This window comes from Vibrio sp. QJM3NY_21, assembly GCF_057785975.1.
In genome coordinates this window covers 1,820,728-1,844,338 of record NZ_CM173513.1, presented here as the reverse complement: position 1 = coordinate 1,844,338, position 23,611 = coordinate 1,820,728, and the positions used below count along the sequence as shown (strand labels likewise).

The window sequence follows — 23,611 nt, the reverse complement described above, 5'->3', positions numbered from 1 at the left end:
AATTCTTCATCCCCCTTAACTGTAAGCATACTGTTCCCACCCCCAATAAAGAGAGAGCAGTATGAGATATCTAATATTCTTGTCGTGTTTTTTATCCCCATTCGTTTTTGCCGACGATGCATTGGTTAACCCCGTAGCCAAAAAAATTAAAGCCACAGTGCTGAAAGGGCTCAACAAGAGTAATATTGATTTTGATGGTTATTGCGACCTGATGATAGAAATGAAACACTCTAAAGGTTATGCCAGAATTAAAAAGGTTAGGGCATCTGGCGATAGCAAAGCATGCAAACAAGCTAAAAAGCACTTGCCGAGGAAGAAAAAGTTCAAATACAGCTTTCCTGAAAAGTACATCCGCCTCCATATCACATAATAATCCGATTTCATGCACTATAACTAAATAACCTTAATTTTATTGAAACAATCACGTGAACCAATCTCTAATTTCTATTAATATTAGTTTTATTATAAAGGCAGGATATGCCGGCAAAAGAGCATTTAGGGCAAAGGAAAGTCACGGTTGTTGTTAGCACATAAAAATTACCCCCCTGAAGTGATTGAGATATCTAGAAAAGTCTCAATCAATGTTGAGGCTCGCTTTAATCGGTGGCTGATCTCACCGGAATATAAACTCGAGCAATCTACGGTAGATACATTGCTGAGTTTGGAAAATAGATACTGTGATAGCGTTATATTTGATGAATCTGACCGCATATCTCACAATCAACGTATTCTATTGCGTTGTGAACAAGATAGAGTTAACGCTCATCGTGAGAAAGTTGTCGCGAAGCAACAAACATTGCGCTACGTGATTGAAGATGTCAGTAATGCTGCCACTGCGCTTATGCTTGAGAAGCTTCAAGGAACCTTAATAAGCACATTGTTTTCAGAGCTACCAGACTACAACCAGTTTGCTAGTGTTGTGTATACGCCATCCTTAAACTTTTCTAAGATCCATCAGATTTTAGATACGAGCAGATTGTTGAGTTCAAATTTAATAGAGTTTGTTTCCAATCCGGAGTTTTCTGAGAAATACGGTAGAAAGTCTAAAATGATTCTCGACCCTAAGGTTGCAGCACAGCAGATAGGTATAGACAACTGTCGTTTATTGTTTCCATTACTAATGAGCCAGAAACTAATTAAATGGAGTGATGGCAACATCAAGCACATTACTCCTAAGGTTTGGCAACATTTAGTCGTAACTTCTAATGCGACTCGGATTCGACTTCAAGACACGTCGATAAAGGATCCTAACGTCGGTATTCTACTGGGTGTTTTGAGGGTTCTGCCTTTGTTTTTGATTTGTAACCATTTTTCTTCAATATTTGAAGATGCATTGGTAAAAACGATGCTTGGCTATCGTGAAGCAAGTGACAAGCATGATGAGTATTATGCTTGTACTGAAATCCTCCCAAACACACAGTTTCTCGAGACCATGATAGATCAATTGGATCTTAAGCTACTCAAAAATTTTGTTGAGTTTATAGATTGGAGCCCGGGTAACCAATTTATAAAGGAGGCGCTTCTAGAGGAAGTGAATGATATCCCCGTGCTTGAGCGAACAGTTTATGGTGCAGCTCTCGCTCAGGGAAGAAAATTTTCTATTTTTGAAGCGTTAGATAACAGCGAATTGTTTAACTTTAAGCATCGCCCTTATTGGTTTTCCACAGTTCAAATGTCTATAACGACAATTGAACAAATGCAGGATAGAGTGCCTGGAAAACTGACAACGAACATGTAAATAAGAAAAGGGAGCCACATTAAACCTGGCTCATTTGTTACACCGTAACCTTGGGTGGTTACTATTATTTCCAATAAAAATCAGTTGGTTATATTAGCTGACGACTTCGAATGTAAACGACTCTTGTTTGGCTGTTGCGTGTTTAACAGGAATACCAAGACGTTGGCAAGTCATCAGAACTTTCAGCTTCCTGTCGGCAGGAGCGTGTTCAGAGAGGATCACAGAGCTTAGGCATTCTCTATTAAGGTACAGCTTATTGCCGAGCATCTCCTGATTAGGCAACACCCAGCGATATTCCTTTTCGTAACGCCAATTAGAATGCTTGATCTTAAATATTTCTGCTTCCAATTCAGATGTTTGGAATTCATTCAACGATTCTAAGTGGAACATGTTTGGGTCGTCTTTATACTGGACTTCAAAGCAATTGAGCTTGGCCTCACCATTATAACAATTGAGGTCATACTCGATGCACATGCCTTTAAAGTTGTCGCCATACTGAGACCATAGTATTGGGTGGTCACTCGACTGAGAAAAACACACAACCTTGAAATCGTTCTGAAGTTCTTTGTCGAGCAGATGGTTAGACTCAAATGGGTTATTAAAGGTCTTAGCGTAATCAAACCATAACGAACATTCAGCAATAGATTGTATGTTTCTGTCGTGGAGAGATCTGAACTTATAAAGTTTAGGCAACATATCAAACACCTAGTTTACAACATTGCTTGATGTTAACACTTTAATTCATAACTCATACCCGAATGCATAGCATTTGATTGCTCAATCACCAAATTTATTGGCACAACTGTTTGATAGATCAAAATTTAAACACGAAATAGTGACCGGTTTAAGTGGTTTGTTTTGCAGTAGAGCAATAGCGAACTAAAGTAGGTTAGTTGCAAATAAGATACAACGTAACTTTTTTGCTTAGACTAAATAGCTTAGGCTTAGTATTTGAGAATCGTAAGGTTAAGTTAATAAAGGAAGTGTTCTAGTTGACTCTTGTGCGTTTCCTGCCAATCGAAAATATTGCCGAGTTCTTGCTTGGATTATCGAACCTGACGATGCATGTCTTTCGGGGATTGAGCGGGCTTAGCAAAGCGATGGTTAAAATCGGCGATGAAGTAGGGAAGCCAGGCGTTGGCTTGTTCGATGGTGTCGATACCTTGTAAGCGCATCTCTTTAACCAGTCGGTCTTGCAGCGTGAGGTTGGCTCGCTCAACGCGACCTTTGGCTTGGGAGCTGTTGGCACAGATGAGTTCTATCGCCAGTTCTTTCAACACGCGCCCGTATTGAGTTTGGCCAACTTGTTTGTGTTTCTCCTGATTCACTCGAAAAATAGAGTGCTTGTCACTGTAAAATGCGATGGGCTTGCCGTGCTCATTGAGGTATTCACGCGTGGTCATCATGTAGTCAAACGCGGATTCTGTCTCGCTGAATCTTAGGTTCATCAGACGGCCAGTCGCATCATCAATGAACACCAATAGGCAGCATTTGTCACAGCGGCCTTCAAACCAGTCATGATGGGAGCCGTCAATTTGGATAAGTTCACCCAAGCAATCACGACGGTAACGAGGCTGATAGACCCGAGGTTTGCGTTGTGAATGTGGAAGCCACAGTCCGTCGGCGATCATCCATTGACGTAAAGTTTCGTTTGATATGGGCAAGTTGTGCAGCTCAGATAACTTTTCTTGAGCGAGTGTTGGTGAGAAGTCGCCGTAGTTTTCACGGACAAGGCTTAGCACCGAGTTTCGATAACCACTTGAATAGCGATGATTGCTAGGCTTACCGCGAGCGCGATGAGCCAATCCGCTCGCACCGTATTTACGAAGTCGGTTCATCAGGCGTTGGATGTGACGGACACTCAAGCTGAGGATCTCGGCAGCATCGGCCCGACGTATCCGTCGCTGACACACATCTTCAATTACTTTAAAACGATTGATCTCTGAATCACTCATAGTCACCAGCATGTTGTTATGTCCATAGCGTTTACCAATATCAATTAAGCCTAGTGGTGATGAGCTAAAGGGACATTTTAACTTTGGAAAATAGTGACATTACAACTTTGCGCTTACAAGCTCAGTGCGCATTATGTATATTATGTTAAATTGAGTTTAGTGTTTATAGGCAGGTATCTTTGTGTGATGCCCTGCCTCTTGTTTATCTACCAAATTGGCGTTCTATTTAACAGTAAGGCTATTTACCATAAAATACCTAATAAACATATATCCTAATCTTCGATTAAGAATACGTTTATTAGATTTCAAGCATTAATCGATCGATAGCCTCTGTGATCTCTTTGGTTCTTACTGGTTTGGTGACGAAATCATTCATGCCTACATCTAAGCACGAATATTTATCTTCTAGTGATGTGTGTGCTGTTAGCGCGACGATTGGCGTTTTGATGTTCGCGTCTCTCATGTATTTAGTTGTCGTTAGGCCATCCATTACGGGCATCGACACATCCATCAAGATAATATCTATCGAGTCGTTTCCTCTTTCAACAAATCCTATTGCTTCTTCACCGTTACTTGCGATAAAAACTTCGTGGCCTTGTCGCGTTAGAATCAATTTAATCACCATTTGATTTGTAGGATTGTCTTCGACAACTAAAACTGAATAGCGGCTTCTGAGTTCTCTTGAAGATTTGTCCTCTTCACAGTGAGCTAGATTGTTCGTGACTCTGGTAAGTACTGGTAACTGTACTTCGAATTTAGAGCCTTTTCCGGGTTCACTCTCTACAGATATGCGTCCTCGCATTAGTTCTACCAGTCGCTTGGTTATTGCCAGACCTAAACCGGTGCCACCAAATCTGCGTGTGATTGTACTATCAGCTTGCACGAATGGGCTGAATAGCGACGAAAGTTGTTGTGAGCTAATGCCAATCCCGGTGTCTTCTACTGTTATATAGAATGAGCTCTGCAGGTATTTGATCGAAACATGGACATGCCCACGCTCAGTGAACTTAATCGCGTTACCGATCAAATTAAATAGGATTTGTGCCAAGCGACTTGGGTCGATGTAATGAAGTTCACCTTCAGGGATATCGCTGGATATTGTTAGCGCCAAACCTTTATTGTCTGCTGTCTTCTTTTGTTCAGACAATACAAAAGTTACAGTGTCTCTTACGTTGCTCCATTGAGGTGCTAGTGAGAAACATCCAGATTCAATCTTAGAAAAATCCAATACGTCACTGATAATTGCCAATAAAAGCTCAGATGATGTGCTCATATTAAGCAGTATAGACTGTTGCTCTTCGTTCAGTGATGTGGATTTTAGGGCGTCTATCAAGCCAATGATGGCATTTAGCGGTGTTCTTAATTCATGACTCATCATTGCGAGGAATTCAGACTTGGCCTTGTTGGCTCTTTCTGCGTCTTTTCTTGCTGTGACAAGCTCTGCTGTACGCTCTCGAACGGTTGCTTCAAGCTTTTCTTTGTTTTCAATATCGAAAACAGCACGCTCAATTAGTGGTCTAAAGCGGTTTAGGGTTGCTTTTGTTTCAACACTAAAGTGCTTGGTATTGGAGTGGATAAAGATGATTACGGATTGTGTTAGTCCGCTATCGATACCAGTAATTAGAACAGAGTTGATTTGATCGAGGATAATGGGATGTAAGGAATTGAATTCACCCAGAGACTTGGGTTCAAAAAGGATGGCGCATTCTCCATTGATCACTCGAGATAGCTTGCCACAATCACTCCAATTCATTTGTTCGAAGACTTTGTTATTGGTTAGAAGGGTTTTGAAATTGCCTTCGTTCCCTACCCTAGATATTACGATAAAGTCATCAAATTTAATGTATTTTTTGAGCACAAATTCAAGGCTATAAAATATCTCAGATATGTTACTTGCCTTACTGATCGCAGAGATGGTTGATAAGATCACCCTGTTCTCTTCAGCCAGTTTTCGCTCACGGGCTTTTAGTTTTTGTAGTTCAATACGAGCTTCTTGTAGCGCTTCTTGACCTTCAGAACCCATTACTTTTTCAACCTATAAAACGTTGCAGACGATACCATTAAATTTCCGTGCGCGCTCTCACCGCCAGATAATCTTCCTTGCTCGCCAAAGGTGAATGGGCATATGTATGGGAGTCCGTTAAGTGCTTGATTTATTTGATCGCATACTTCGTCCATATCTTGCTTAAGGTTCAACATTGGACCTGCACAGAAGATATTGATCGCACCTAGTTTCTCTTCTAAATCCATATCGTTGTAGTAAGAAGAGTGAATAATATTGGCGGCACGGCTTATCAATTGCTGTTTAGATCCTTGCATCAAATAAATGGTGTCGCCTTCATTGATATCTGTGAATAGCTCGATTCCATTGCACTCTGTTTCTCTGATTGAGTGGGACAATTTGAAATATGGGTAGTCGTATGAAGAGCCAACTTTTCGCCCTAGCGGATACACGGATGACTTTTCGAATATATAGCCATCATCACTACCACCTAGATGGAAATTGGTCCATTCGTTATAAACGGTGACGGCTGGTCTATGGTCAATCTCCAACAATATTCGGTTTCTTACTTTGGTCACGGTCCCAGAATAGCGAGTGGGCGTATGGCCTGCACTAAAAGACGAATAGATGGACTGAGATGCAAATACCACAGTTAAAGATACGCCATTGATAGAGAGTGACTCTTCGGTAAAGATACTCCAGTTTCCAGAAACCTGATTGTCTGCCGCGCTGCCGCCAATAACAGGTACCTCAGTACCAAACTTCTTATCGATAGCCGCCATGACCTTCTCTTCATTGCCTGGAGTGGAATGCAATAAGATAAGATCAGGGATTTCACCTTCTCGGTTGGCGTTCTTAAGTGCTTTATCGATGGCGCTGAAGGTGCTTTGGTTTATGGAGTCGCTAAAGTGCTCGATACCCGTACCATAGGCGTTGATCCCAGAGTCATAGATGATGAGTACGCCTATCACTGGGCCGGAGTGGAACCCAGTTTCGGTCATAATGCCGTGACAAGTGGTGCAGCCATGTATTGGGGTGTTAGGGAGAGCATCTACGAAATATCTCTGCACAGCGAGTGTTGAGTACTCTTCTGTGCAGTAGCAAATAAGACAGGCAATATCGTCAGGGTTTTCTACCCCATTGAGCAACTCATCTACTGCGATTTTATCGTCTAGGGAATAAGAGACTTTTGATAGAAATTTCATAGATTCCGGGAAACTTTATTAATGTCCTCTTTATAACACTTTAATGCATGGTGTTTCACTGATTTGGTACATATTTCTATCAAAAGAACCGAGGCGCGACTCAGTTTTTCCTCTATTACTCTTTAGAAAGGTTTACGGAAAACGTGCTTATCTGTTGTGGAAATGTAACTGTTATTGAGGATGTCTTATCATTAGTTTGTAACAGCCAATTCGATGGCCCTTTTTCTTCTAGAATTCCACTCTCATTGTAGCTAATGATAAATTTGCCAGTTTTAGATGTTTCGATTGAATACCCTGATCTATCGCCCGAAATTAAAACATTATGATTATCAATACCAAATTCACACGGTTTTGAAATTATACAGCTTACTGTTTCGTGATTATCGTATGTTACTGTTCTCCAAGTAAATGCCGCTATTAAAACAACCAACATGACGATAATTTGAACAAGCCTGCCTTTTGTTAGCTTTTGTGCCGCCATTATAATCTTTACTCCTTGTTACAAAGTTCAAAGTTTTTAAATAAAAATCCAATTCCAGACCAAGCGTAAGGTTACTACTCTGTCATTGATTTGTTAATTCAAGTATAGTGTCGCGTTGAAAATGCCACTTTTTTTTAAAATCAGCAAGTGGAAATAAAGCCCTGAATAGGCTGAATTTCCTTTTCTAATTTGGGTGGCATTACGACGTGAGTCGTGTTGGAAGTAAAGTGTAGTAAATAAGAAATTGGAAGCATGCAAATGAGCCAAGAAAAGCAGCTTGAACAAAACTACAACTATACGGTCGTCCGTCAATTTACCCTCGTTACAATTTTGTGGGGTATTGTCGGTATGGGCGTTGGTGTTTTGATTGCCGCTCAATTAGTTTGGCCACAGCTAAACTTTGATACGCCGTGGCTGACGTACAGTCGTTTACGTCCCCTGCATACTAATGCGGTTATTTTTGCGTTCGGTACAAGTGCGCTGTTTGCAACATCATATTATGTTGTACAACGTACCTGTCAGACGCGTCTCTTTGGTGGCCCTCTCGTAGCCTTTACCTTTTGGGGTTGGCAAGCGATTATCCTGTCCGCTGCAATTACTTTACCGTTAGGTCTAACCTCTGGTAAAGAATACGCAGAACTTGAATGGCCAATCGATATTGCTATTACTCTTGTGTGGGTAGCTTATGCGGTCGTGTTCTTCGGAACTATGATTAAGCGTAAGACATCGCACATTTATGTAGCTAACTGGTTCTTCGGAGCCTTCATCATCACGGTTGCCGTGTTGCACATCGTTAACAGCCTAGCTGTTCCTGTATCTGCGTTTAAATCGTACTCGATTTATTCCGGAGCGATCGATGCAATGGTGCAATGGTGGTACGGACACAATGCGGTAGGCTTCCTATTGACAGCTGGTTTCCTAGGTATGATGTATTACTTCGTTCCTAAACAAGCTGGTCGCCCTGTTTACTCTTACCGTTTGTCGATTGTTCACTTCTGGGCTCTTGTGTCACTGTATATCTGGGCTGGTCCTCACCACCTACACTACACTGCACTTCCAGACTGGACTCAGTCTCTAGGTATGGTTATGTCTTTGGTTCTGTTTGCTCCATCTTGGGGTGGCATGATCAACGGTATTATGACTCTATCTGGTGCGTGGCATAAGCTACGTTACGACCCAATCCTACGTTTCCTAATCGTTTCTCTATCATTCTACGGCATGTCGACTTTCGAAGGCCCTATGATGGCAATTAAAACGGTTAACGCACTATCTCACTACACGGACTGGACTATCGGTCACGTTCACTCTGGTGCGTTAGGTTGGGTTGCTATGGTTTCTATCGGTTCGGTTTACCACTTAGTTCCAAAACTATTTGGTCAAGAGCGTATGTACTCTGTATCCCTAATCAATGTTCACTTCTGGTTAGCAACGATTGGTACGGTTTTCTACATTGTTGCAATGTGGATTTCTGGTGTGATGCAAGGTCTGATGTGGCGTGCAGTTAACTCTGACGGTACATTGACTTACAGCTTCGTAGAGTCTGTAGAAGCTTCTTACCCGTTCTACTTTGTACGTTTCTTAGGTGGTCTTATCTTCCTATCTGGTATGTTCTTACTGGCATACAACACGTACAAAACTGTTTCTGCACCTAAAGATAGCCTTAAAGCTATCCCTCAACCGGCTTAAGGAGATTTAGAATGAGCTCAAATTCAAATAATCGCCATGAGTTGGTCGAGAAAAACGTTGGTCTACTCGCGATCCTAATTGTTATCGCAATCAGCTTTGGTGCTTTAGTAGAAATCACCCCACTTATTTTCCAAAAGCAAACGACTGAACCTGTAGAAAACCTACGCGTTTACTCTGCTCTGGAAATGGAAGGTCGTGATATTTACATTCGTGAAGGTTGTAACGTATGTCACAGCCAAATGATTCGTCCTTTCCGCTCTGAAACTGAACGTTACGGTCACTACTCTGTAGCTGGCGAAAGTGTTTGGGAACATCCATTCCTATGGGGTTCTAAGCGTACTGGCCCAGATCTAGCGCGTGTTGGTGATCGTTACTCTGATGAGTGGCACCGTGTTCACCTTCTCGACCCTCGCGAACTTGTTCCTGAATCAAACATGCCTGGTTTCCCATGGCTTGCTGAGAATGTACTTGATGGCAAATTGACTAAGCAGAAGCTTGAAATCTTCCGTAATCAATTTGGTGTTCCTTACACAGACGAACAAATTGCTAACGCTAAACAAGATGTTGAAGGAAAAACAGAGATGGATGCAATCATCGCTTACCTTCAATCGCTTGGCCACGCAATGAAATAAGGAATAATTATGGACATTATTACATTTCAAAGTGTTTGGACTGTTACTGTTTTTGCTTGTTTCATCGGCATCGTTTGGTGGGCTTTCGGTAAAAATCGTAAGTCGCGCTTCGACGAAGATGCAAACCTAGTGTTCGCTGATGAAGCACCTGCGAAAGATAAAAATCAAGGAGTGACGAAGTAATGAGTACATTCTGGAGTATTTGGGTAACAGTCATCACAATCGGTACGCTGATTGGCTGTGCAGCCTTACTTCGTTGGTGTTCCAACGATAAAACAGGTGTAGAAGAAGGTCATGACATGGGCCATGAATACGATGGTATTCGTGAGCTTAATAACCCACTACCTAAATGGTGGACATACCTTTTCGTTAGCACAATTGTGTTTGCAGCTGTTTATCTTGCTCTATACCCAGGCCTTGGCAACTTTAAAGGTCTACTAGGTTGGACGAGTTCAAACCAAACAGTTCGTAGCGTAGAAGAGTCTCGCTCTGCAATCGCTGCAGCTCAAGCTAACAAACAGTTAGATGAGTATGCAAAAGAGCTTGATGACGCGAACACTTACTTTGGCGAAGCATTTAAGAAGCTAGCTCATGATGAGAACGGTCTTCGTTCTGTTCCTGACATTGCATCAGATGCTGACGCAATCAAAGTTGGTCAACGCTTGTTCCTGCAAAACTGTTCTCAGTGTCATGGTTCTGATGCTCGTGGTCAAAAGGGCTTCCCTAACTTGACTGACGATGCATGGCTATATGGCGGTGAACCACAAGCGATCGTTACTACCATCATGCATGGTCGTGTCGGTCAAATGCCAGCGTGGAAAGACGCACTTGGCGAAGAAGGCGTTAAAGAAGTGGTTAGCTACACTCTTAGCCTTTCTGGTCGTAGCGTGAACGTACGTGAAGCAGAAGCTGGTAAAGCACGTTTCGTAGTGTGTGCTGCGTGTCACGGTACAGATGGCAAGGGTAACCCTGCTGTTGGTGCTCCTGACCTAACAGACCGCGATTGGTTGTTTGGCGATTCTCGTGCTGATGTAACTGAAACAGTAATGAACGGTCGTTCTGGTGTAATGCCGGCTTGGAAGGACATCCTCGGTGAGGATAAGGTTCAGCTCGTCGCTGCCTACGTCTGGAGCCTCAGCAACTCAGATAAAGAGTAACATAATAATAACAGCCCCTTTTTAAGGGGCTGTCTTTCTTTTACAGTTATAACCTTAAGTGTTTGTAAAATTTAGTTTTATTTCATTGGATATATTGAGAATAATAATATGGTACAACCTTGGTATAAGCAGTTTTGGCCGTGGTTTTTGATCTTCCTAACCGTTGGCGTTTCTATGCTAACATTGGTTCGAGTCGCGATACTTACCAACCATTCAGTTAACGTTGTCACTGAAGATTACTATAAAAAAGGTAAAGGTATTAATGTCGACATTTCAAAAGTAAACGTTGCTAAAGAGCTTGGCCTATCAGCTTCAGTTAGCGAGAAAGGTAATTCAGTTATCATTACCCTAGACAAAGGCAAGCTAGACCACTTCCCTGCTATTAGCGCAATGTTCGTGCACCGAACGCTCCCTGACCGTGATTTTACTCAGCTACTGACCGCTGATGCGAGCGGCAACTACACGTTGACTCTGGACCATGAAATGCAAGGTCCATGGTTTATCGAGCTTTCTCCGCATGATTCTGAATGGTTAGTGCAAGGTCGCATGAACTTCCCAATTGATACTCCTACTCAACTAACGAACTAAAGCTTATGTGTGAATCCTGTTATCACTGCGGTGAAGATGTACCAGCGGAAACGGATTTTAAAGTAGAAATCTTAGGATCGGTTCGACCGATGTGTTGTCCAGGTTGCGAAACCGTAGCACAGACAATCGTTGATAGCGGTTTGGTCTCTTATTACCAATATCGTACCGCTCCGGCTGAAAAAGCGGATCTCGTGCCAGAGCAACTTCTGGCACTCAGTCATTACGACAACGAAGATGTTCAATTGGAGTTCGTCCGTAACTCTGAAAATACATCTGAAGTGACATTGTCACTCGAAGGTGTCTCTTGTGCTGCTTGTGCATGGCTTATTGAAAAGCAAGTCTCTTCAAAGTTAGGGGTTGTTAGCATTCGTGTTAATACCACGACTAACCGCGCCCTGCTCAGCTGGGACAACACTCAGGCTAAACTGAGCGAGCTGTTGTCTGCAATCCATACCCTAGGCTACAAAGCCGCTCCATTCGAGGCTGATCAACAAGAAGCCGCCTATCATCGATCGATGAAGAATTATCTCTATCGTCTTGGTATTGCTGGTTTAGCGACCATGCAAGTCATGATGTTAGCTGTAGCGCTCTACCTCGAAGTATTTGGCAGCCTTGAACCTGAATTCAAAAGTTACTTCCGTTGGGTAAGTTTGATCTTCGCAACACCTGTTCTCCTATACTCTGCGTTACCTTTCTATATTAATGCGTGGCGCAGTATTAAAGGCCGAACATTGGGTATGGATGTACCCGTTTCGATCGCTCTGCTATTTGCTTACGTTGCGAGTTTAGTGGCAACAGTGACAGAGCAAGGTGAAGTGTTCTTTGAATCTATCTCGATGTTCACCTTCTTCTTGTTGCTTGGTCGTTTCCTTGAGATGCGCGCGCGTCGTAAAGCTGCAGCAGCTAGCGGTAACCTGCTTAAGCTCGTTCCTGCGATGGCGACAACGCTAGACGGTGAGCAAGTTCCGGTAAAAACCTTAAAAGTTGGCGACCAGATTCGCGTTCTTCCGGGTGAACATATTCCCGCAGATGGCAAAGTATTGTCTGGCAGAATTCATATCGATGAATCCATGCTGACTGGCGAATCTATCCATGTGGTTAAGAATGAAGGTGATACGGTCTTTGCTGGCACATTGAATGGTGATGAATCGTTTGAATTGGAAGTGATGACCTCTAAAGCGGATTCGGTTATTTCTAATATCGTTCGTCTTCAAGATGAAGCTCAATTGTCTAAACCCCGAATTGCTGAAATCGCCGATGTGGTGGCTCGATACTTTGTCGCGGTTATCTTAATCATTTCATTCGGGACTTGGTTCTACTGGCATCAAACACGACCAGAAGACGCTTTCTGGATCATGCTTTCAGTATTAGTAGCGACCTGCCCTTGCGCTCTGTCTCTTGCGACGCCGACCGCGATTACGTGTTCAACATCTCGCATGGGTAACTTCGGTATCTTGTTGCGCAAAGGCCATGTGTTTGAAACCTTGTGCAAGGTAAACCACTTAATCATCGATAAAACGGGCACTCTGACTGAAGGTGATATTCGTATCAGTAAAGTCGAGACGTTTGCTGACCTTGATAAAGACACTTGTTTGCAAGTTGCAGCAAGCCTAGAGCAACACGCTAACCACCCTATCGCTAAAGCGTTCAAAACTTATATTTCTGATGGTATCGAAGTAGAGTCGGTAAACAACGTGATTGGCTCGGGCATTACTGGCGAGTTGAATGGGCGAGAAGTGGCGATTGGTAGCAGCGAGTTCATTCTAGGTGAAGCTCAGCCATCTGAAAGTAACGGTATTTACTTGTCGATGTCTGGTCGTCATATTGCAACATTCACTTATGAAGATCCGATTCGTAAAGAAAGTATCGAGTTCATTAAGCAATTCAAAGAAGCGGGAATCAAAACCACGCTGCTGACTGGCGACTCTTTGATTAATGCGAAGCCTGTTGCAGCAGAGATTGGTATTACTGACATTGTTGCTAACGCGAAGCCGGAAGACAAGCTGGCTTATTTAAACTCTAGAGACGCAAGTGACATCACCATGATGGTTGGTGACGGTATCAATGACGCCCCTATTCTGGCCGGTGCTCACCTGTCTGTTGCTATGGGCGGCGGTACTGATGTGGCGAAAGCCTCTGCGGATATGGTGCTATTGGGTGATAAGCTCGATAGATTACTTAAGTCCCGTACTTTGGCGCTAAAAACGCGTAGGATAATCCGTGAAAACCTAGCTTGGTCACTAGGATATAACTTACTTATTCTTCCATTGGCTGTCGCAGGTTTGGTTGCTCCATACATTGCCGTTGTTGGCATGTCTGCTAGCTCTATTATTGTAGTATCTAACTCGTTAAGGCTTTTAAAAGAGCAAGGTAAATAATGGAAAGTTTATACATACTCATTCCAATTGCGATCGTACTTGTATGTATCGCGGTTGGAATCTTTCTATGGGCAGTGAAGAGCGAGCAGTTTGAAGACCTTGAGCGTCAAGGCCACAACATTCTGTTTGATGAAGACACTAATGCTCATCATCATTCTGATAGTAAGCCTGTTAAGAACGAGAAAGCTAACGTAGAAAGCCAAACTAACTTAGACAAAAAGAACGATGACGCCTGATTGGATCGGAGCCTTTGTTGTTGGGTTGATCGGCGCAGGTCACTGCATGGGAATGTGTGGTGGCATTGCGTCGCTTCTTTCAATTGGCAACAGTAAACCTTCCCCTGTCATTCCCCTGCTTTATAACCTAGGACGCTTGCTAAGCTATGCCGTGATTGGCGGTGTGATTGGCGGTGCAATTTCTTCGATAGGTCAGCTAAGCGATTTTAACGCTCTGTTAGGTTGGCTGCGATTATTTGCTGCTGGCTTTATGATCGTCTTAGGTTTGTATATCGGTAAATGGTGGTTTGGCTTGTTGTTCTTTGAAAAAGTTGGACAGAAGCTATGGCGTTATATCTCTCCTTTAGGCAAATCATTTCTACCATTGAAGCACCCTAGCCATGCTTTACCTTTTGGTTTTATCTGGGGTTGGCTTCCATGTGGTCTTGTTTACTCAATGCTAACGTGGGCGGCAGTGTCAGGAAGTTGGTATAACGGAGCGGGTATCATGCTTGCTTTCGGTTTAGGTACTCTTCCAGCGATGCTCACGGTTGGAATGGGCGCCAATTTCCTCAAAAAACTGCAACAAGCTGACTTATTTCGCCAGTTTGGCGCAATTTTAATCCTCATTTACGGCTTCTATACCGGTTATATGGCGCTACAGCTCATTATTTATACCGTATAGCGGTGTCTTTAATCCGGTTTTTTTACTACCCTTTAGGATTAAGGAATGCTAAAATATTGACGTATATCAAATAGTGAAAGATTGTTATGATTTCTGAAAAGCCTGTGACGAAACGAGTTCAGTCTGGTGGCTGTGCGATCCACTGCCAAGATTGTAGTATTAGCCAACTCTGTATCCCATTTACTTTGAATGAATCTGAGCTAGATCAACTTGATCAGATCATTGAAAGAAAGAAACCTATTCAAAAAGGCCAAGAGCTATTTAAAGCGGGAGACGAACTTAAGTCTCTTTATGCTATTCGCTCTGGAACGATTAAAAGCTATACGATTACCGAGCAAGGTGATGAGCAGATTACTGCATTCCACTTAGCGGGCGATCTTGTTGGCTTTGACGCGATCACGGGTGACGAACACCCTAGTTTCGCTCAAGCTTTGGAAACTTCTATGGTATGTGAAATTCCATATGAGATTCTCGATGACTTATCAGGGAAAATGCCTAAATTGCGTCAGCAAATTATGCGTTTGATGAGTAATGAGATTAAAGGTGACCAGGAAATGATTCTGCTTCTTTCTAAAAAGAACGCGGAAGAGCGCCTTGCGGCATTCCTTTACAACCTTTCAACTCGCTTCTCTCAGCGTGGCTTCAGCCCTCGTGAGTTCCGCTTAACGATGACTCGTGGCGATATTGGTAACTACCTTGGTTTGACTGTTGAAACAATCAGCCGTCTGTTAGGTCGTTTCCAAAAAGCGGACATCTTGAGCGTTAAAGGTAAATACATCACTATCGAAGATCACGATGCGTTGATGGAACTTGCTGGCGTTTCAAAAGAATAGTCTAGATATCAATGATGTAGTTCAATAATGAGCTACATCATGTTTCTCTCTTAAAACCTCTTATATTTCTCTTATTCTCTCCATAACTACGCTACATTATTTATATGTTCGGTCTGAAAAGTAGGCTTAGTTATGAGTATCTATAACAAAATTTTAGTTGTCGCAGACATTAATCACGATGAGCAACCTGCTCTAGTTCGTGCTATCCAACTTGCCAAGAAAAGCACTTCAACAAGCCACATCACTTTCTTTTTGTCGATCTACGACTTCTCGTATGAAATGACATCTATGCTCTCTGTCGATGAGAGAGACGCAATGCGCAAAGGCGTAATTCATCAGCGTGAAATTTGGATGAATAAGGTTGCTGCTCCTTACCTTGATGATTCTATTGAATTTAACGTACAAGTGGTTTGGCATAATCGCCCGTATGAAGCGATCATTGCTGAGGTTTACAGTGGCGAGCATGACATTTTGATCAAAGGCACGCGTAAGCACGATACCTTAGAATCGGTCATCTTTACTCCAACCGACTGGCACCTATTAAGAAAGTGCCCTAGCCCAGTGCTGTTGGTTAAAAATGATTTCTGGCCAGAACACGCGAAGATCTACGCTTCCGTCCATGTTGGCTCTGAAACAGAAGCTCACTTAGAGCTCAATGATACGATGGTCGACAGATTACTTGAGATCACTGGTCGTTTGGATGCTGAACCGTTCTTGGTGAACGCCTACCCGGTGACACCTGCGAATATCACAATCGAATTGCCAGAGTTTGACCCAACCTCTTATACTGATGCGGTTCGTGGCCATCACTTAACCGCGATGAAAGCACTACGCCAGAAACACGGTATGTGTGAAGAGCAAACCGTGGTTGAGCAAGGCTTGCCTGAAGATGTTATTCCTCGTGTAGCGTCTGAACACAATGCTGCTATGGTTATCCTTGGTACAACAGGTCGTACTGGCTTGTCTGCCGTGTTTATCGGCAATACTGCGGAACATGTCATCGATAAGATTAACTGCGATGTACTGGCTCTTAAACCGTCAGGTTACGTTAGCCCGCTCGATCCGAACCTGTCTAAATAGTTGGTTTTTTAATTATAAAAAAACGCCTCAAGCAATGCTTGAGGCGTTTTTGTTTATCTAAAGCTTACGCGATTCCAACAACAGAACCGTTTATATCGCGTTATACGTTAGTTACGTCGATGAACATTGACTCATCAATGTTTGAAGACGAGATTTCAGCTTCTTCGAATTCGTATGCTTTGCGATCTTCGCTACGATCCAGTGGAAGGTTAATGAAATCAAACAACTCGCGGTCTGCCAATTGGCTTGGGCTCACGTTCTGAATTGACTTGAAGACCTTCTCAACACGGCCTGGAGTCTGTTTATCCCAATCAATTAGCATCGCTTTGATGTTTTGACGCTGTAGGTTTTCTTGAGAGCCACATAGGTTACACGGAATGATCGGAAACTCTTTATGCTCTGCGTATTTGATTAGGTCCGTTTCGCGACAGTAAGTCAGAGGACGGATTACAACGTTACGACCATCGTCAGAGCGAAGCTTAGGTGGCATAGCCTTGAGGCGAGCACCGTGGAACATGTTCAGGAACATAGTCTCAACAATGTCGTCTAGGTGGTGACCTAGAGCAATCTTCGTTGCGCCAATCTTCTCTGCAAACGAGTACAAAGTACCGCGACGCAGACGTGAACAAAGGCCACAAGTTGTCTTACCTTCTGGCACTTTTTCTTTTACCACTGAGTATGTATCTTTATCTACGATGTAGTAAGGAATGTTCAAAGTTTCAAAGTACTCAGGAAGAATATGCTCAGGGAACCCCGGTTGTTTTTGGTCTAGGTTTACGGCAACAACATCAAATTTGATGGGTGCTGCTTCACGCAAACGTAGCAAAATGTCTAGCATCGCAAATGAATCTTTACCGCCACTAATACACGCCATTACTACGTCATTCTCTTCGATCATGTTGTAGTCGACGATGGCATTCCCAACATTTCTTCTTAGAAGTTTCTGAAGCTTGTTGAATTCAAGTGTATCTTTTTTATTTTCGTTTTGGTTCATTGCGACTCTCACACCGTCGTATTACCGACTGTAGATTGCTAGTGGGACTGTTTTAGGGCGTGGATTATACGGATTTTTATTTCAGGTTGGAACAGTAACGACAGGATAAACAAGCCAAGCAGGAGAAAGATTCCGCCTTATCATACGATCTGTCCTCTAGCGGTGAGAAAAATATGTCGCAATAAGAGGTAAGAATCAAAGATTAAAGGCCGTTGAGATATGTGATTTGGCAAGATTTAGAGGTTTAGATTTAAGACTTTAAACGAAAACAGCCTGTTTAAAGAAGAACAGGCTGTTTCGTCAAGATCTTAAGCTGAGCAAACAGCTTCTGGCCGGTAGTTATTATTGCGCAGGGATGTAAGGCAAAACGCGAACTGTGGCTTCTGGTAACGTGATGCTGTCACTTCCGTTCAGTTCGTCCAGCGTGAATTTCGCACGCCCTTCTTTGATTGGGATTTGCTTACCATTAGACAGGGCAATATTGCCTTCAAGTTTACTATCAAATTCTAGCGTCAAACCTTGAATATCAGGAGTGAACCAACTAGAGAACATGCCGCTGACGTCTTCTAGCATCGCTTGCATCTGTGGTAATAGGCTTTCTAACTGTGCAACCTCAACCGTTCCAGCCAAAGGTTCCTGAGTCATTACGACGAGCGAATACGCGCATTCTTGTTCTTGGGTTTGTACAAAGATAAGAGGGTTTGCTGAGCGTAGGTTTTTATCTACCGGTAGAAGAAGTTCATTCGCAGGAGACACTTTTAACTCTTCGTAATGCTCTTCTTTCTCCATCCAAGCTTTGCTGATGTGACAGGTTTTCTGTGCTTGTTGGTCAACAAAGAAGACCGCAACTTTGACATCATCGTGCCCTTCTTTGGTGTTGTTTTTCAGCTGAGTATAGAGTTTAGAATACGTGAACATGTATTCTTGCGCCGAAGCAGGAAGAGAAACGCCAAGGCTTAAAGTGGCTAATAGAGCGAGTACTGTCTTTTTCATTATTATAATCTTGTCGAAGTTGAGCGTTTATAAATAGAAAGAGCAGCCAATGAGCTGCTCTTTTTGTGATGTTACTGGTGTAAGCCGACTTTCGAAGGCAACCAAGTTGGTATCAAAATGAGTTACTTTTTCCAGTATACCTTGTTGTGACGGATCATAGCTTGTAAATCAGTCACATAGTCTGAACCTCGCTCAGAATATTTTAACAAGCCGTTAGTGAGCTCTGTCGCTGTTTCGGTAGTTAAAAGATCATCACCTTGTGCAGCAAGTTTTGCACGAATGGCTCTTAAATCAGCGTAAGCACGGTTGCGGTTAAGATTCATGAAGTAACGATGCACCGATTCTTGGCTTGAAGAGAATGTTGCGACTTCATGCGAGCTACCTTCGTTACGTTGTAGCGGAACAAGTCCACAACCTTTGGTGTAACACCAGTGTCCGAAATAGTTGTTGGCTTTGGTGGCGAAACGCGATGTCCCCCAAGCCGATTCATTAGCAGCCTGTGTCAGTACTAGCGCCTCTGGCAGCACGTTGACACGGCTCAGCATCTCTGTCAGCCATGCCTGTTCTAAACCTTCACTAGGCACTGGTAAGCTGTACAACTTCCCTAGCCTTTTCGCATAAGACGCGTCTTCAGAGTCAATATTGCTCAAACCAGATTCAGATAGCTTAGTTAAAAACGCGCGTTCTTTGGTGATACGTTTGTTTTCAATATTGATGCTTGGGCGAAGGAACGAAAAGAATGTGTCTTTTTTCACGTTCACATCTTCGATAGCAGCAAAATTTGGTCGATCTGAAGCCACGGTCAAATCACCAAACTCACTTGATGTATTTGAACTTTGGTCTGCCGAACGTCGGCGCTCTTCTTCTTGGTAAATGTATGGACCAACCAGTGAGATAGACCCCACAATCGCTAGTGCAGTTACCTTTAGCGCAAGTGATTTACTTGCGCTGCCTTTGACATTATTACGCATCGAACACCTGAGGGTTTTTGTTTTTGTTACCATCGTTACTGTTGTTGCCGTCGTTATTACTGTCGCCGTTGCTGTTGTCGTCATCACTATTATGTCGATCTGACGCAATAACCTTCAGTTTGATACCAAACATTTCGCGGTAGATGATGCCTTTCACATGAAAGAAAAACGGAAGAACGAATATCAAGCCAATGCCGTACATCATTGCCGCCACAATGAACATCAGCATAACCATTAAGTAGATAGATGCGACGACGAAGATTTTCTTATTTACCGCTCTTAGAGAAAGCAGCAGCGATTGCATTGGTGGTACTTTCTTATCACAAATCAGCAGAATTGAATTGCTGAATGCTAGTGAGAAGTAGATAGACAAAAATGGCAAAAGCATACCTGCAATGCCTTGAAGCATGAGGCTGAACAAAGTAACGAGAATGACTGGAACCGTGAACTGTAAACCTTTTCCGATATGACGCACTTTGGTTTGTAAGCCTGCGGCGTGGCTCATTGCCATTAAACAGATGCCAGCATAGATAGGCGCGCTGATTACTTCGTAGCTGAAGTTAGCAATAAAAATGGATTCAACGACCTGTGGTGTAAATGCCTCTGGATCGATAACCGCATCTAAGATAATCGCGGGGTCACCAAGCTGCAGTTTTAGTGCGATATAAAAGATAGCCAATTGCACGAACATCAGCGCAACAATCGCAGGGGAAAACGAAAGAAAGTGACTTATCGTATGTTTCCAAGCTTCTTGGAATACAGCCGTTGCTTTGAGCTCATAATCGCCGGAAAGTGCACGGTCGATACTACCGCCCAAATTAAAATCTTTTTCGATGTCGTTGTTCATATTGATACCTAGGTGCGCCAACTAAACGAAGCCACCTAACTTATTGATAAAAAATTGCCTTCATTATACCCATATGTCGGCTGCAAACTAAAATATGAATCTGTAACAAGGCTTGCTTTTGCGTCTTAATGGTTAATAATTAGACACTTGTTAGGGTGTGAACCCAATAAATAACAGTATGGTAAAGGATGTTTACTTTTACCTGCGAATTTTTTTATCTATGAATGGTAAAAAATGCTTTGAATTCACGTTTTTGGTGATTATGATGCGCGCCTTAAAGGTGTATAGCAACAGGTCTCAAATAGAACCAAGGTGGAGAAAAACAGACGTTGAACGCTAAAAAATCAGTAGGAAAGCCAGTCGTACAGTTAACTGGCATTAGTAAAAGTTTCGATGGTAAGGAAGTCATCGGCAATCTTGATCTAAACGTAAATCATGGTGAGTTTCTCACGATATTAGGTCCGTCCGGTTGCGGTAAAACCACGGTACTAAGGATGATTGCAGGGTTTGAAACGGCAGATAGTGGTGAAATACTATTAGCTCAACAGAATGTAACCCAAGTTCCTGCTGAACAAAGGCATGTTAACACTGTATTCCAAAGCTATGCCCTATTCCCACATATGACCGTTTTCGACAATGTGGCATTTGGTTTACGCATGCAAAAAGTGCCAAACACCGAGATTGAACCTCGTGTCATGGATGCTTTAAAAATGGTGCGCCTAGAACAAATGGCACAACGAAAGCCACACCAGCTATCCGGTGGCCAACAGCAACGTATCGCAATCGCTCGTGCTGTCGTTAATAAGCCTAAAGTTCTTTTGTTGGATGAGTCTCTCTCTGCTCTAGATTACAAACTACGTAAACAGATGCAAATCGAGCTTAAACAACTGCAACGCCAACTTGGTATCACGTTCATTTTTGTAACGCATGACCAAGAAGAAGCATTGTCCATGTCTGATCGTATTATTGTTATGCGTGATGGCGTGATTGAACAAGACGGAACACCAAGAGAAATCTACGAAGAGCCTAAGAACTTATTTGTTGCTCGTTTCATTGGTGAAATTAACGTATTCGAAGCGACCGCGAAATCTCGTCAAGACGAAAAGCGCATTGTTGCGACAATCGAAGGTGAAGAGTCAATTATCTATCATGATAAAGACGTAGCACCGGGCCAAAAACTGCAAGTACTACTTCGCCCTGAAGATCTTCGTATCGAAGAAATTAAAGAGTCGGATCAAAGCGGTATTGTCGGCCACATTGTCGAGCGAACCTACAAAGGCATGACATTAGATTCAGTCGTAGAACTTGAATCAGGTATGCGTGTCATGGTTAGCGAATTCTTCAACGAAGATGACCCTGATGTTGATCACTCACTGGGCCAAAAAGTTGCAGTAACTTGGGTTGAGAGCTGGGAAGTGGTGTTAGAAGATGAGCAAGAAGTTTAATTTACAAAACGCGATTGTTGCTTTAATCACAGGTTGGTTAGTGCTGTTCGTGATGATTCCAAACATCATGATCATCGGTACTAGCTTTCTAACTCGTGATGAAGCGAACTTGATCGAGATGACTTTCACTCTCGATAACTACTTGCGTTTGGCTGATCCGCTGTATTTTAAAGTGCTGATGCACTCTTTCTATATGGCGATTGTCGCAACCCTACTTTGTTTAATTATTGGTTATCCATTTGCCTATATTGTGGCAAAAATGCCTACGAAATGGCGCCCAATCATGTTGTTCTTAGTGATTGTGCCATTCTGGACCAACTCTTTGATTCGTACTTACGGGTTAAAAGTGGTTCTGGGTACTCAAGGTGTGTTGAACAAAGGTTTGTTGGCGTTAGACATTATCGATAAACCACTTCGTATCATGTATTCAGAAACGGCAGTAATGATCGGGTTAGTGTATATCCTATTACCTTTCATGATTTTGCCGTTGTACTCAGCGATAGAAAAGCTAGACGATACTTATTTAGAAGCGGCTAAAGACTTAGGTGCGAACAAACTTCAAACGCTATTGAAGGTTGTTTTACCTCTAACGATGCCAGGTATTATCGGTGGTTGTTTACTTGTATTGCTCCCTGCGCTTGGAATGTTCTACATTTCAGACTTGTTGGGCGGTGCTAAGAACCTGTTGATCGGTAACGTCATTAAGAGCCAAGTCCTTAATGCCCGTGATTGGCCGTTTGGCGCCGCAACCAGTATTGCACTGACTACCGCTATGGCCGTGATGCTTTACGCCTACTACCGTGCAGGCAAGTTATTGAATAAGAAGGTGGAGCTAGACTAATGGGTCGCACAGTTAAGTTCAGCTTTATGGCGCTGGTATACGCTTTTCTATACCTACCTATTATCGTATTAATTGCCAACTCTTTTAATGCCAATAAGTTTGGTATGAAATGGGGTGGCTTTACCACCAAGTGGTATGACGCGCTGATTAACAACGATAGCCTAATGCAGGCTGCGTGGCACTCGATCAACGTCGCGGTGTTCTCAGCAACTGCCGCAACGATTGTTGGCAGCCTGACAGCAGTAGCCTTATTCCGTTACCAATTTAAAGGTAAAGGTATAGTCAATGGCATGTTGTTCATCGTGATGATGTCTCCAGATATCGTAATGGCGATTTCGCTTCTTGCGCTATTCTTAGTTATGGGTGTACAACTTGGGTTCTTCACGCTACTTGCAGCGCACATTACTTTCTGTCTGCCGTTCGTTGTTGTCACGGTTTACAGTCGCTTGAATGGCTTTGATGTGAAGATGCTAGAAGCCGCAAAAGATTTAGGGGCAAGTGAATGGACGATTCTAAAACAGATCATCCTTCCTCTTGCTAAGCCAGCGGTTGCTGCGGGTTGGTTATTGAGCTTCACTCTGTCTTTGGACGATGTGATCATCAGCTCTTTTGTTACAGGGCCAACCTACGAAATATTACCACTGAAGATTTACTCGATGGTTAAAGTCGGTATATCTCCAGAGGTCAATGCCCTAGCAACAGTGATGTTAGTGGTGTCGTTAATACTGGTGATTATTTCTCAGTTGTTAGCGAGAGAGAAAATTAAGTAAGTCTCCTACTCTTAACTGAGACAGACTTGATAAGATTCAAGTTTAACAAAAGTGTTATTCATAAACAGAATGGTAAATTGCCATTCTGTTTTTCTATCTAGTGCCTTCGGGCAAC

23 protein-coding genes and 1 pseudogene are annotated in these 23,611 nt (G+C 42.8%); 15 read left to right on the top strand and 9 right to left on the bottom strand.

All coding sequences use genetic code 11. The annotated features are described in order from the left end of the window. The first annotated feature begins 61 nt into the window (after positions 1 to 61). Positions 62 to 370, top strand: coding sequence for a hypothetical protein (locus tag AC3CID_RS08445; protein ID WP_017088515.1), 309 nt, complete (start codon positions 62 to 64; stop codon positions 368 to 370). A gap of 147 nt (positions 371 to 517) precedes the next feature. Next, positions 518 to 1,738 carry a hypothetical protein gene (locus AC3CID_RS08440; protein WP_146454318.1) on the top strand — a complete coding sequence of 407 codons (1,221 nt, stop codon included), beginning with the start codon at positions 518 to 520 and terminating at the stop codon, positions 1,736 to 1,738. Positions 1,739 to 1,831: 93 nt separating this feature from the next. Here the strand turns inward: AC3CID_RS08440 and AC3CID_RS08435 are convergent, their stop codons facing one another. The 5 genes and pseudogenes from AC3CID_RS08435 to AC3CID_RS08415 form a co-directional block, all read right to left on the bottom strand. Further along, a complete protein-coding gene (locus tag AC3CID_RS08435; protein WP_054547722.1) occupies positions 1,832 to 2,434 on the bottom strand; it encodes a DUF2971 domain-containing protein in 603 nt (200 codons plus the stop codon). Positions 2,435 to 2,787: 353 nt separating this feature from the next. Beyond that, positions 2,788 to 3,693: pseudogene (locus tag AC3CID_RS08430) on the bottom strand (ISNCY family transposase); the annotation flags it as partial. 298 nt (positions 3,694 to 3,991) lie between these two features. Next, entirely contained in the window at positions 3,992 to 5,716 is a 1,725-nt protein-coding gene (locus AC3CID_RS08425; RefSeq protein ID WP_065205184.1) for an ATP-binding protein, read from the bottom strand. After that, positions 5,716 to 6,900 (bottom strand): FIST signal transduction protein, encoded by a 1,185-nt coding sequence (locus AC3CID_RS08420; RefSeq protein ID WP_479299361.1) that lies wholly within the window; start codon positions 6,898 to 6,900, stop codon positions 5,716 to 5,718. Before AC3CID_RS08420 ends, AC3CID_RS08425 begins: the two co-directional genes overlap by 1 nt. A gap of 115 nt (positions 6,901 to 7,015) precedes the next feature. After that, positions 7,016 to 7,381 carry a hypothetical protein gene (locus AC3CID_RS08415; RefSeq protein WP_428784240.1) on the bottom strand — a complete coding sequence of 122 codons (366 nt, stop codon included), beginning with the start codon at positions 7,379 to 7,381 and terminating at the stop codon, positions 7,016 to 7,018. A gap of 252 nt (positions 7,382 to 7,633) precedes the next feature. Between AC3CID_RS08415 and ccoN the strand changes: the two genes are divergently transcribed. From ccoN to uspE, 10 genes are all read left to right on the top strand, one after another. After that, a complete protein-coding gene (gene ccoN, locus AC3CID_RS08410; protein WP_102437077.1) occupies positions 7,634 to 9,067 on the top strand; it encodes a cytochrome-c oxidase, cbb3-type subunit I in 1,434 nt (477 codons plus the stop codon). Between the two features lie 11 nt (positions 9,068 to 9,078). After that, the gene (ccoO, locus tag AC3CID_RS08405; protein WP_004733677.1) at positions 9,079 to 9,699 is read left to right on the top strand and encodes a cytochrome-c oxidase, cbb3-type subunit II; all 621 of its coding nucleotides are present in this window, start codon (positions 9,079 to 9,081) and stop codon (positions 9,697 to 9,699) included. A gap of 9 nt (positions 9,700 to 9,708) precedes the next feature. Then, positions 9,709 to 9,882 (top strand): CcoQ/FixQ family Cbb3-type cytochrome c oxidase assembly chaperone, encoded by a 174-nt coding sequence (locus AC3CID_RS08400; protein WP_004733679.1) that lies wholly within the window; start codon positions 9,709 to 9,711, stop codon positions 9,880 to 9,882. Next, positions 9,882 to 10,856 (top strand): cytochrome-c oxidase, cbb3-type subunit III, encoded by a 975-nt coding sequence (gene ccoP, locus AC3CID_RS08395; protein ID WP_004733681.1) that lies wholly within the window; start codon positions 9,882 to 9,884, stop codon positions 10,854 to 10,856. The genes AC3CID_RS08400 and ccoP overlap by 1 nt, the downstream gene beginning before the upstream one ends. A 108-nt stretch (positions 10,857 to 10,964) precedes the next feature. Further along, a complete protein-coding gene (locus tag AC3CID_RS08390) occupies positions 10,965 to 11,444 on the top strand; it encodes a FixH family protein (RefSeq protein WP_017074288.1) in 480 nt (159 codons plus the stop codon). 5 nt (positions 11,445 to 11,449) lie between these two features. Further along, entirely contained in the window at positions 11,450 to 13,822 is a 2,373-nt protein-coding gene (locus tag AC3CID_RS08385) for a heavy metal translocating P-type ATPase (RefSeq protein WP_488526385.1), read from the top strand. Further along, on the top strand, positions 13,822 to 14,058 hold the full coding sequence (gene ccoS, locus AC3CID_RS08380; protein WP_139683896.1) for a cbb3-type cytochrome oxidase assembly protein CcoS: 237 nt from the start codon (positions 13,822 to 13,824) through the stop codon (positions 14,056 to 14,058). The genes AC3CID_RS08385 and ccoS overlap by 1 nt, the downstream gene beginning before the upstream one ends. Then, on the top strand, positions 14,048 to 14,722 hold the full coding sequence (locus tag AC3CID_RS08375) for a sulfite exporter TauE/SafE family protein (RefSeq protein ID WP_004733688.1): 675 nt from the start codon (positions 14,048 to 14,050) through the stop codon (positions 14,720 to 14,722). Before ccoS ends, AC3CID_RS08375 begins: the two co-directional genes overlap by 11 nt. A gap of 86 nt (positions 14,723 to 14,808) precedes the next feature. After that, entirely contained in the window at positions 14,809 to 15,555 is a 747-nt protein-coding gene (gene fnr, locus AC3CID_RS08370; RefSeq protein WP_004733691.1) for a fumarate/nitrate reduction transcriptional regulator Fnr, read from the top strand. 132 nt (positions 15,556 to 15,687) lie between these two features. Beyond that, positions 15,688 to 16,635, top strand: a complete 948-nt coding sequence (uspE, locus tag AC3CID_RS08365) for a universal stress protein UspE (RefSeq protein ID WP_004733693.1) — start codon at positions 15,688 to 15,690, stop codon at positions 16,633 to 16,635. Positions 16,636 to 16,735: 100 nt separating this feature from the next. Here uspE and ttcA read toward each other — a convergent pair whose 3' ends face one another. The 4 genes from ttcA to AC3CID_RS08345 form a co-directional block, all read right to left on the bottom strand. Next, positions 16,736 to 17,629 (bottom strand): tRNA 2-thiocytidine(32) synthetase TtcA, encoded by an 894-nt coding sequence (gene ttcA, locus AC3CID_RS08360; protein WP_004733695.1) that lies wholly within the window; start codon positions 17,627 to 17,629, stop codon positions 16,736 to 16,738. 342 nt (positions 17,630 to 17,971) lie between these two features. After that, positions 17,972 to 18,622 (bottom strand): DUF2987 domain-containing protein, encoded by a 651-nt coding sequence (locus tag AC3CID_RS08355; protein WP_102448268.1) that lies wholly within the window; start codon positions 18,620 to 18,622, stop codon positions 17,972 to 17,974. A 122-nt stretch (positions 18,623 to 18,744) separates the two neighbouring features. After that, positions 18,745 to 19,593: a glucosaminidase domain-containing protein gene (locus AC3CID_RS08350; protein ID WP_104215233.1), complete on the bottom strand. Its 849-nt coding sequence runs from the start codon at positions 19,591 to 19,593 to the stop codon at positions 18,745 to 18,747. Further along, entirely contained in the window at positions 19,586 to 20,440 is an 855-nt protein-coding gene (locus AC3CID_RS08345) for a DUF2189 domain-containing protein (protein ID WP_114633566.1), read from the bottom strand. Before AC3CID_RS08345 ends, AC3CID_RS08350 begins: the two co-directional genes overlap by 8 nt. Positions 20,441 to 20,769: 329 nt before the next feature. Between AC3CID_RS08345 and potA the strand changes: the two genes are divergently transcribed. Genes potA through potC form a run of 3 tightly spaced genes read left to right on the top strand, consistent with a single transcriptional unit; the run spans position 20,770 to position 23,496 of the window. Further along, a complete protein-coding gene (gene potA / locus AC3CID_RS08340; RefSeq protein WP_017077234.1) occupies positions 20,770 to 21,885 on the top strand; it encodes a spermidine/putrescine ABC transporter ATP-binding protein PotA in 1,116 nt (371 codons plus the stop codon). Further along, positions 21,869 to 22,726 carry a spermidine/putrescine ABC transporter permease PotB gene (potB, locus tag AC3CID_RS08335; RefSeq protein ID WP_004733704.1) on the top strand — a complete coding sequence of 286 codons (858 nt, stop codon included), beginning with the start codon at positions 21,869 to 21,871 and terminating at the stop codon, positions 22,724 to 22,726. The genes potA and potB overlap by 17 nt, the downstream gene beginning before the upstream one ends. Continuing rightward, positions 22,726 to 23,496, top strand: coding sequence for a spermidine/putrescine ABC transporter permease PotC (potC, locus tag AC3CID_RS08330; RefSeq protein WP_004733706.1), 771 nt, complete (start codon positions 22,726 to 22,728; stop codon positions 23,494 to 23,496). Before potB ends, potC begins: the two co-directional genes overlap by 1 nt. Positions 23,497 to 23,611: the final 115 nt, after the last annotated feature.

Coding starts and splice junctions, on each gene's coding strand:
- AC3CID_RS08390 (WP_017074288.1), top strand. CDS start 10,965: ATGGTACAACCTTGGTATAAGCAGTTTTGGCCGTGGTTTTTGATCTTC.
- uspE (WP_004733693.1), top strand. CDS start 15,688: ATGAGTATCTATAACAAAATTTTAGTTGTCGCAGACATTAATCACGAT.
- AC3CID_RS08355 (WP_102448268.1), bottom strand. CDS start 18,622: ATGAAAAAGACAGTACTCGCTCTATTAGCCACTTTAAGCCTTGGCGTT.
- ttcA (WP_004733695.1), bottom strand. CDS start 17,629: ATGAACCAAAACGAAAATAAAAAAGATACACTTGAATTCAACAAGCTT.
- AC3CID_RS08350 (WP_104215233.1), bottom strand. CDS start 19,593: ATGCGTAATAATGTCAAAGGCAGCGCAAGTAAATCACTTGCGCTAAAG.
- AC3CID_RS08345 (WP_114633566.1), bottom strand. CDS start 20,440: ATGAACAACGACATCGAAAAAGATTTTAATTTGGGCGGTAGTATCGAC.
- AC3CID_RS08400 (WP_004733679.1), top strand. CDS start 9,709: ATGGACATTATTACATTTCAAAGTGTTTGGACTGTTACTGTTTTTGCT.
- AC3CID_RS08435 (WP_054547722.1), bottom strand. CDS start 2,434: ATGTTGCCTAAACTTTATAAGTTCAGATCTCTCCACGACAGAAACATA.
- potC (WP_004733706.1), top strand. CDS start 22,726: ATGGGTCGCACAGTTAAGTTCAGCTTTATGGCGCTGGTATACGCTTTT.
- ccoO (WP_004733677.1), top strand. CDS start 9,079: ATGAGCTCAAATTCAAATAATCGCCATGAGTTGGTCGAGAAAAACGTT.
- AC3CID_RS08445 (WP_017088515.1), top strand. CDS start 62: ATGAGATATCTAATATTCTTGTCGTGTTTTTTATCCCCATTCGTTTTT.
- AC3CID_RS08375 (WP_004733688.1), top strand. CDS start 14,048: ATGACGCCTGATTGGATCGGAGCCTTTGTTGTTGGGTTGATCGGCGCA.
- AC3CID_RS08420 (WP_479299361.1), bottom strand. CDS start 6,900: ATGAAATTTCTATCAAAAGTCTCTTATTCCCTAGACGATAAAATCGCA.
- AC3CID_RS08385 (WP_488526385.1), top strand. CDS start 11,450: ATGTGTGAATCCTGTTATCACTGCGGTGAAGATGTACCAGCGGAAACG.
- AC3CID_RS08425 (WP_065205184.1), bottom strand. CDS start 5,716: ATGGGTTCTGAAGGTCAAGAAGCGCTACAAGAAGCTCGTATTGAACTA.
- ccoN (WP_102437077.1), top strand. CDS start 7,634: ATGCAAATGAGCCAAGAAAAGCAGCTTGAACAAAACTACAACTATACG.
- fnr (WP_004733691.1), top strand. CDS start 14,809: ATGATTTCTGAAAAGCCTGTGACGAAACGAGTTCAGTCTGGTGGCTGT.
- potB (WP_004733704.1), top strand. CDS start 21,869: ATGAGCAAGAAGTTTAATTTACAAAACGCGATTGTTGCTTTAATCACA.
- AC3CID_RS08415 (WP_428784240.1), bottom strand. CDS start 7,381: ATGGCGGCACAAAAGCTAACAAAAGGCAGGCTTGTTCAAATTATCGTC.
- ccoS (WP_139683896.1), top strand. CDS start 13,822: ATGGAAAGTTTATACATACTCATTCCAATTGCGATCGTACTTGTATGT.
- ccoP (WP_004733681.1), top strand. CDS start 9,882: ATGAGTACATTCTGGAGTATTTGGGTAACAGTCATCACAATCGGTACG.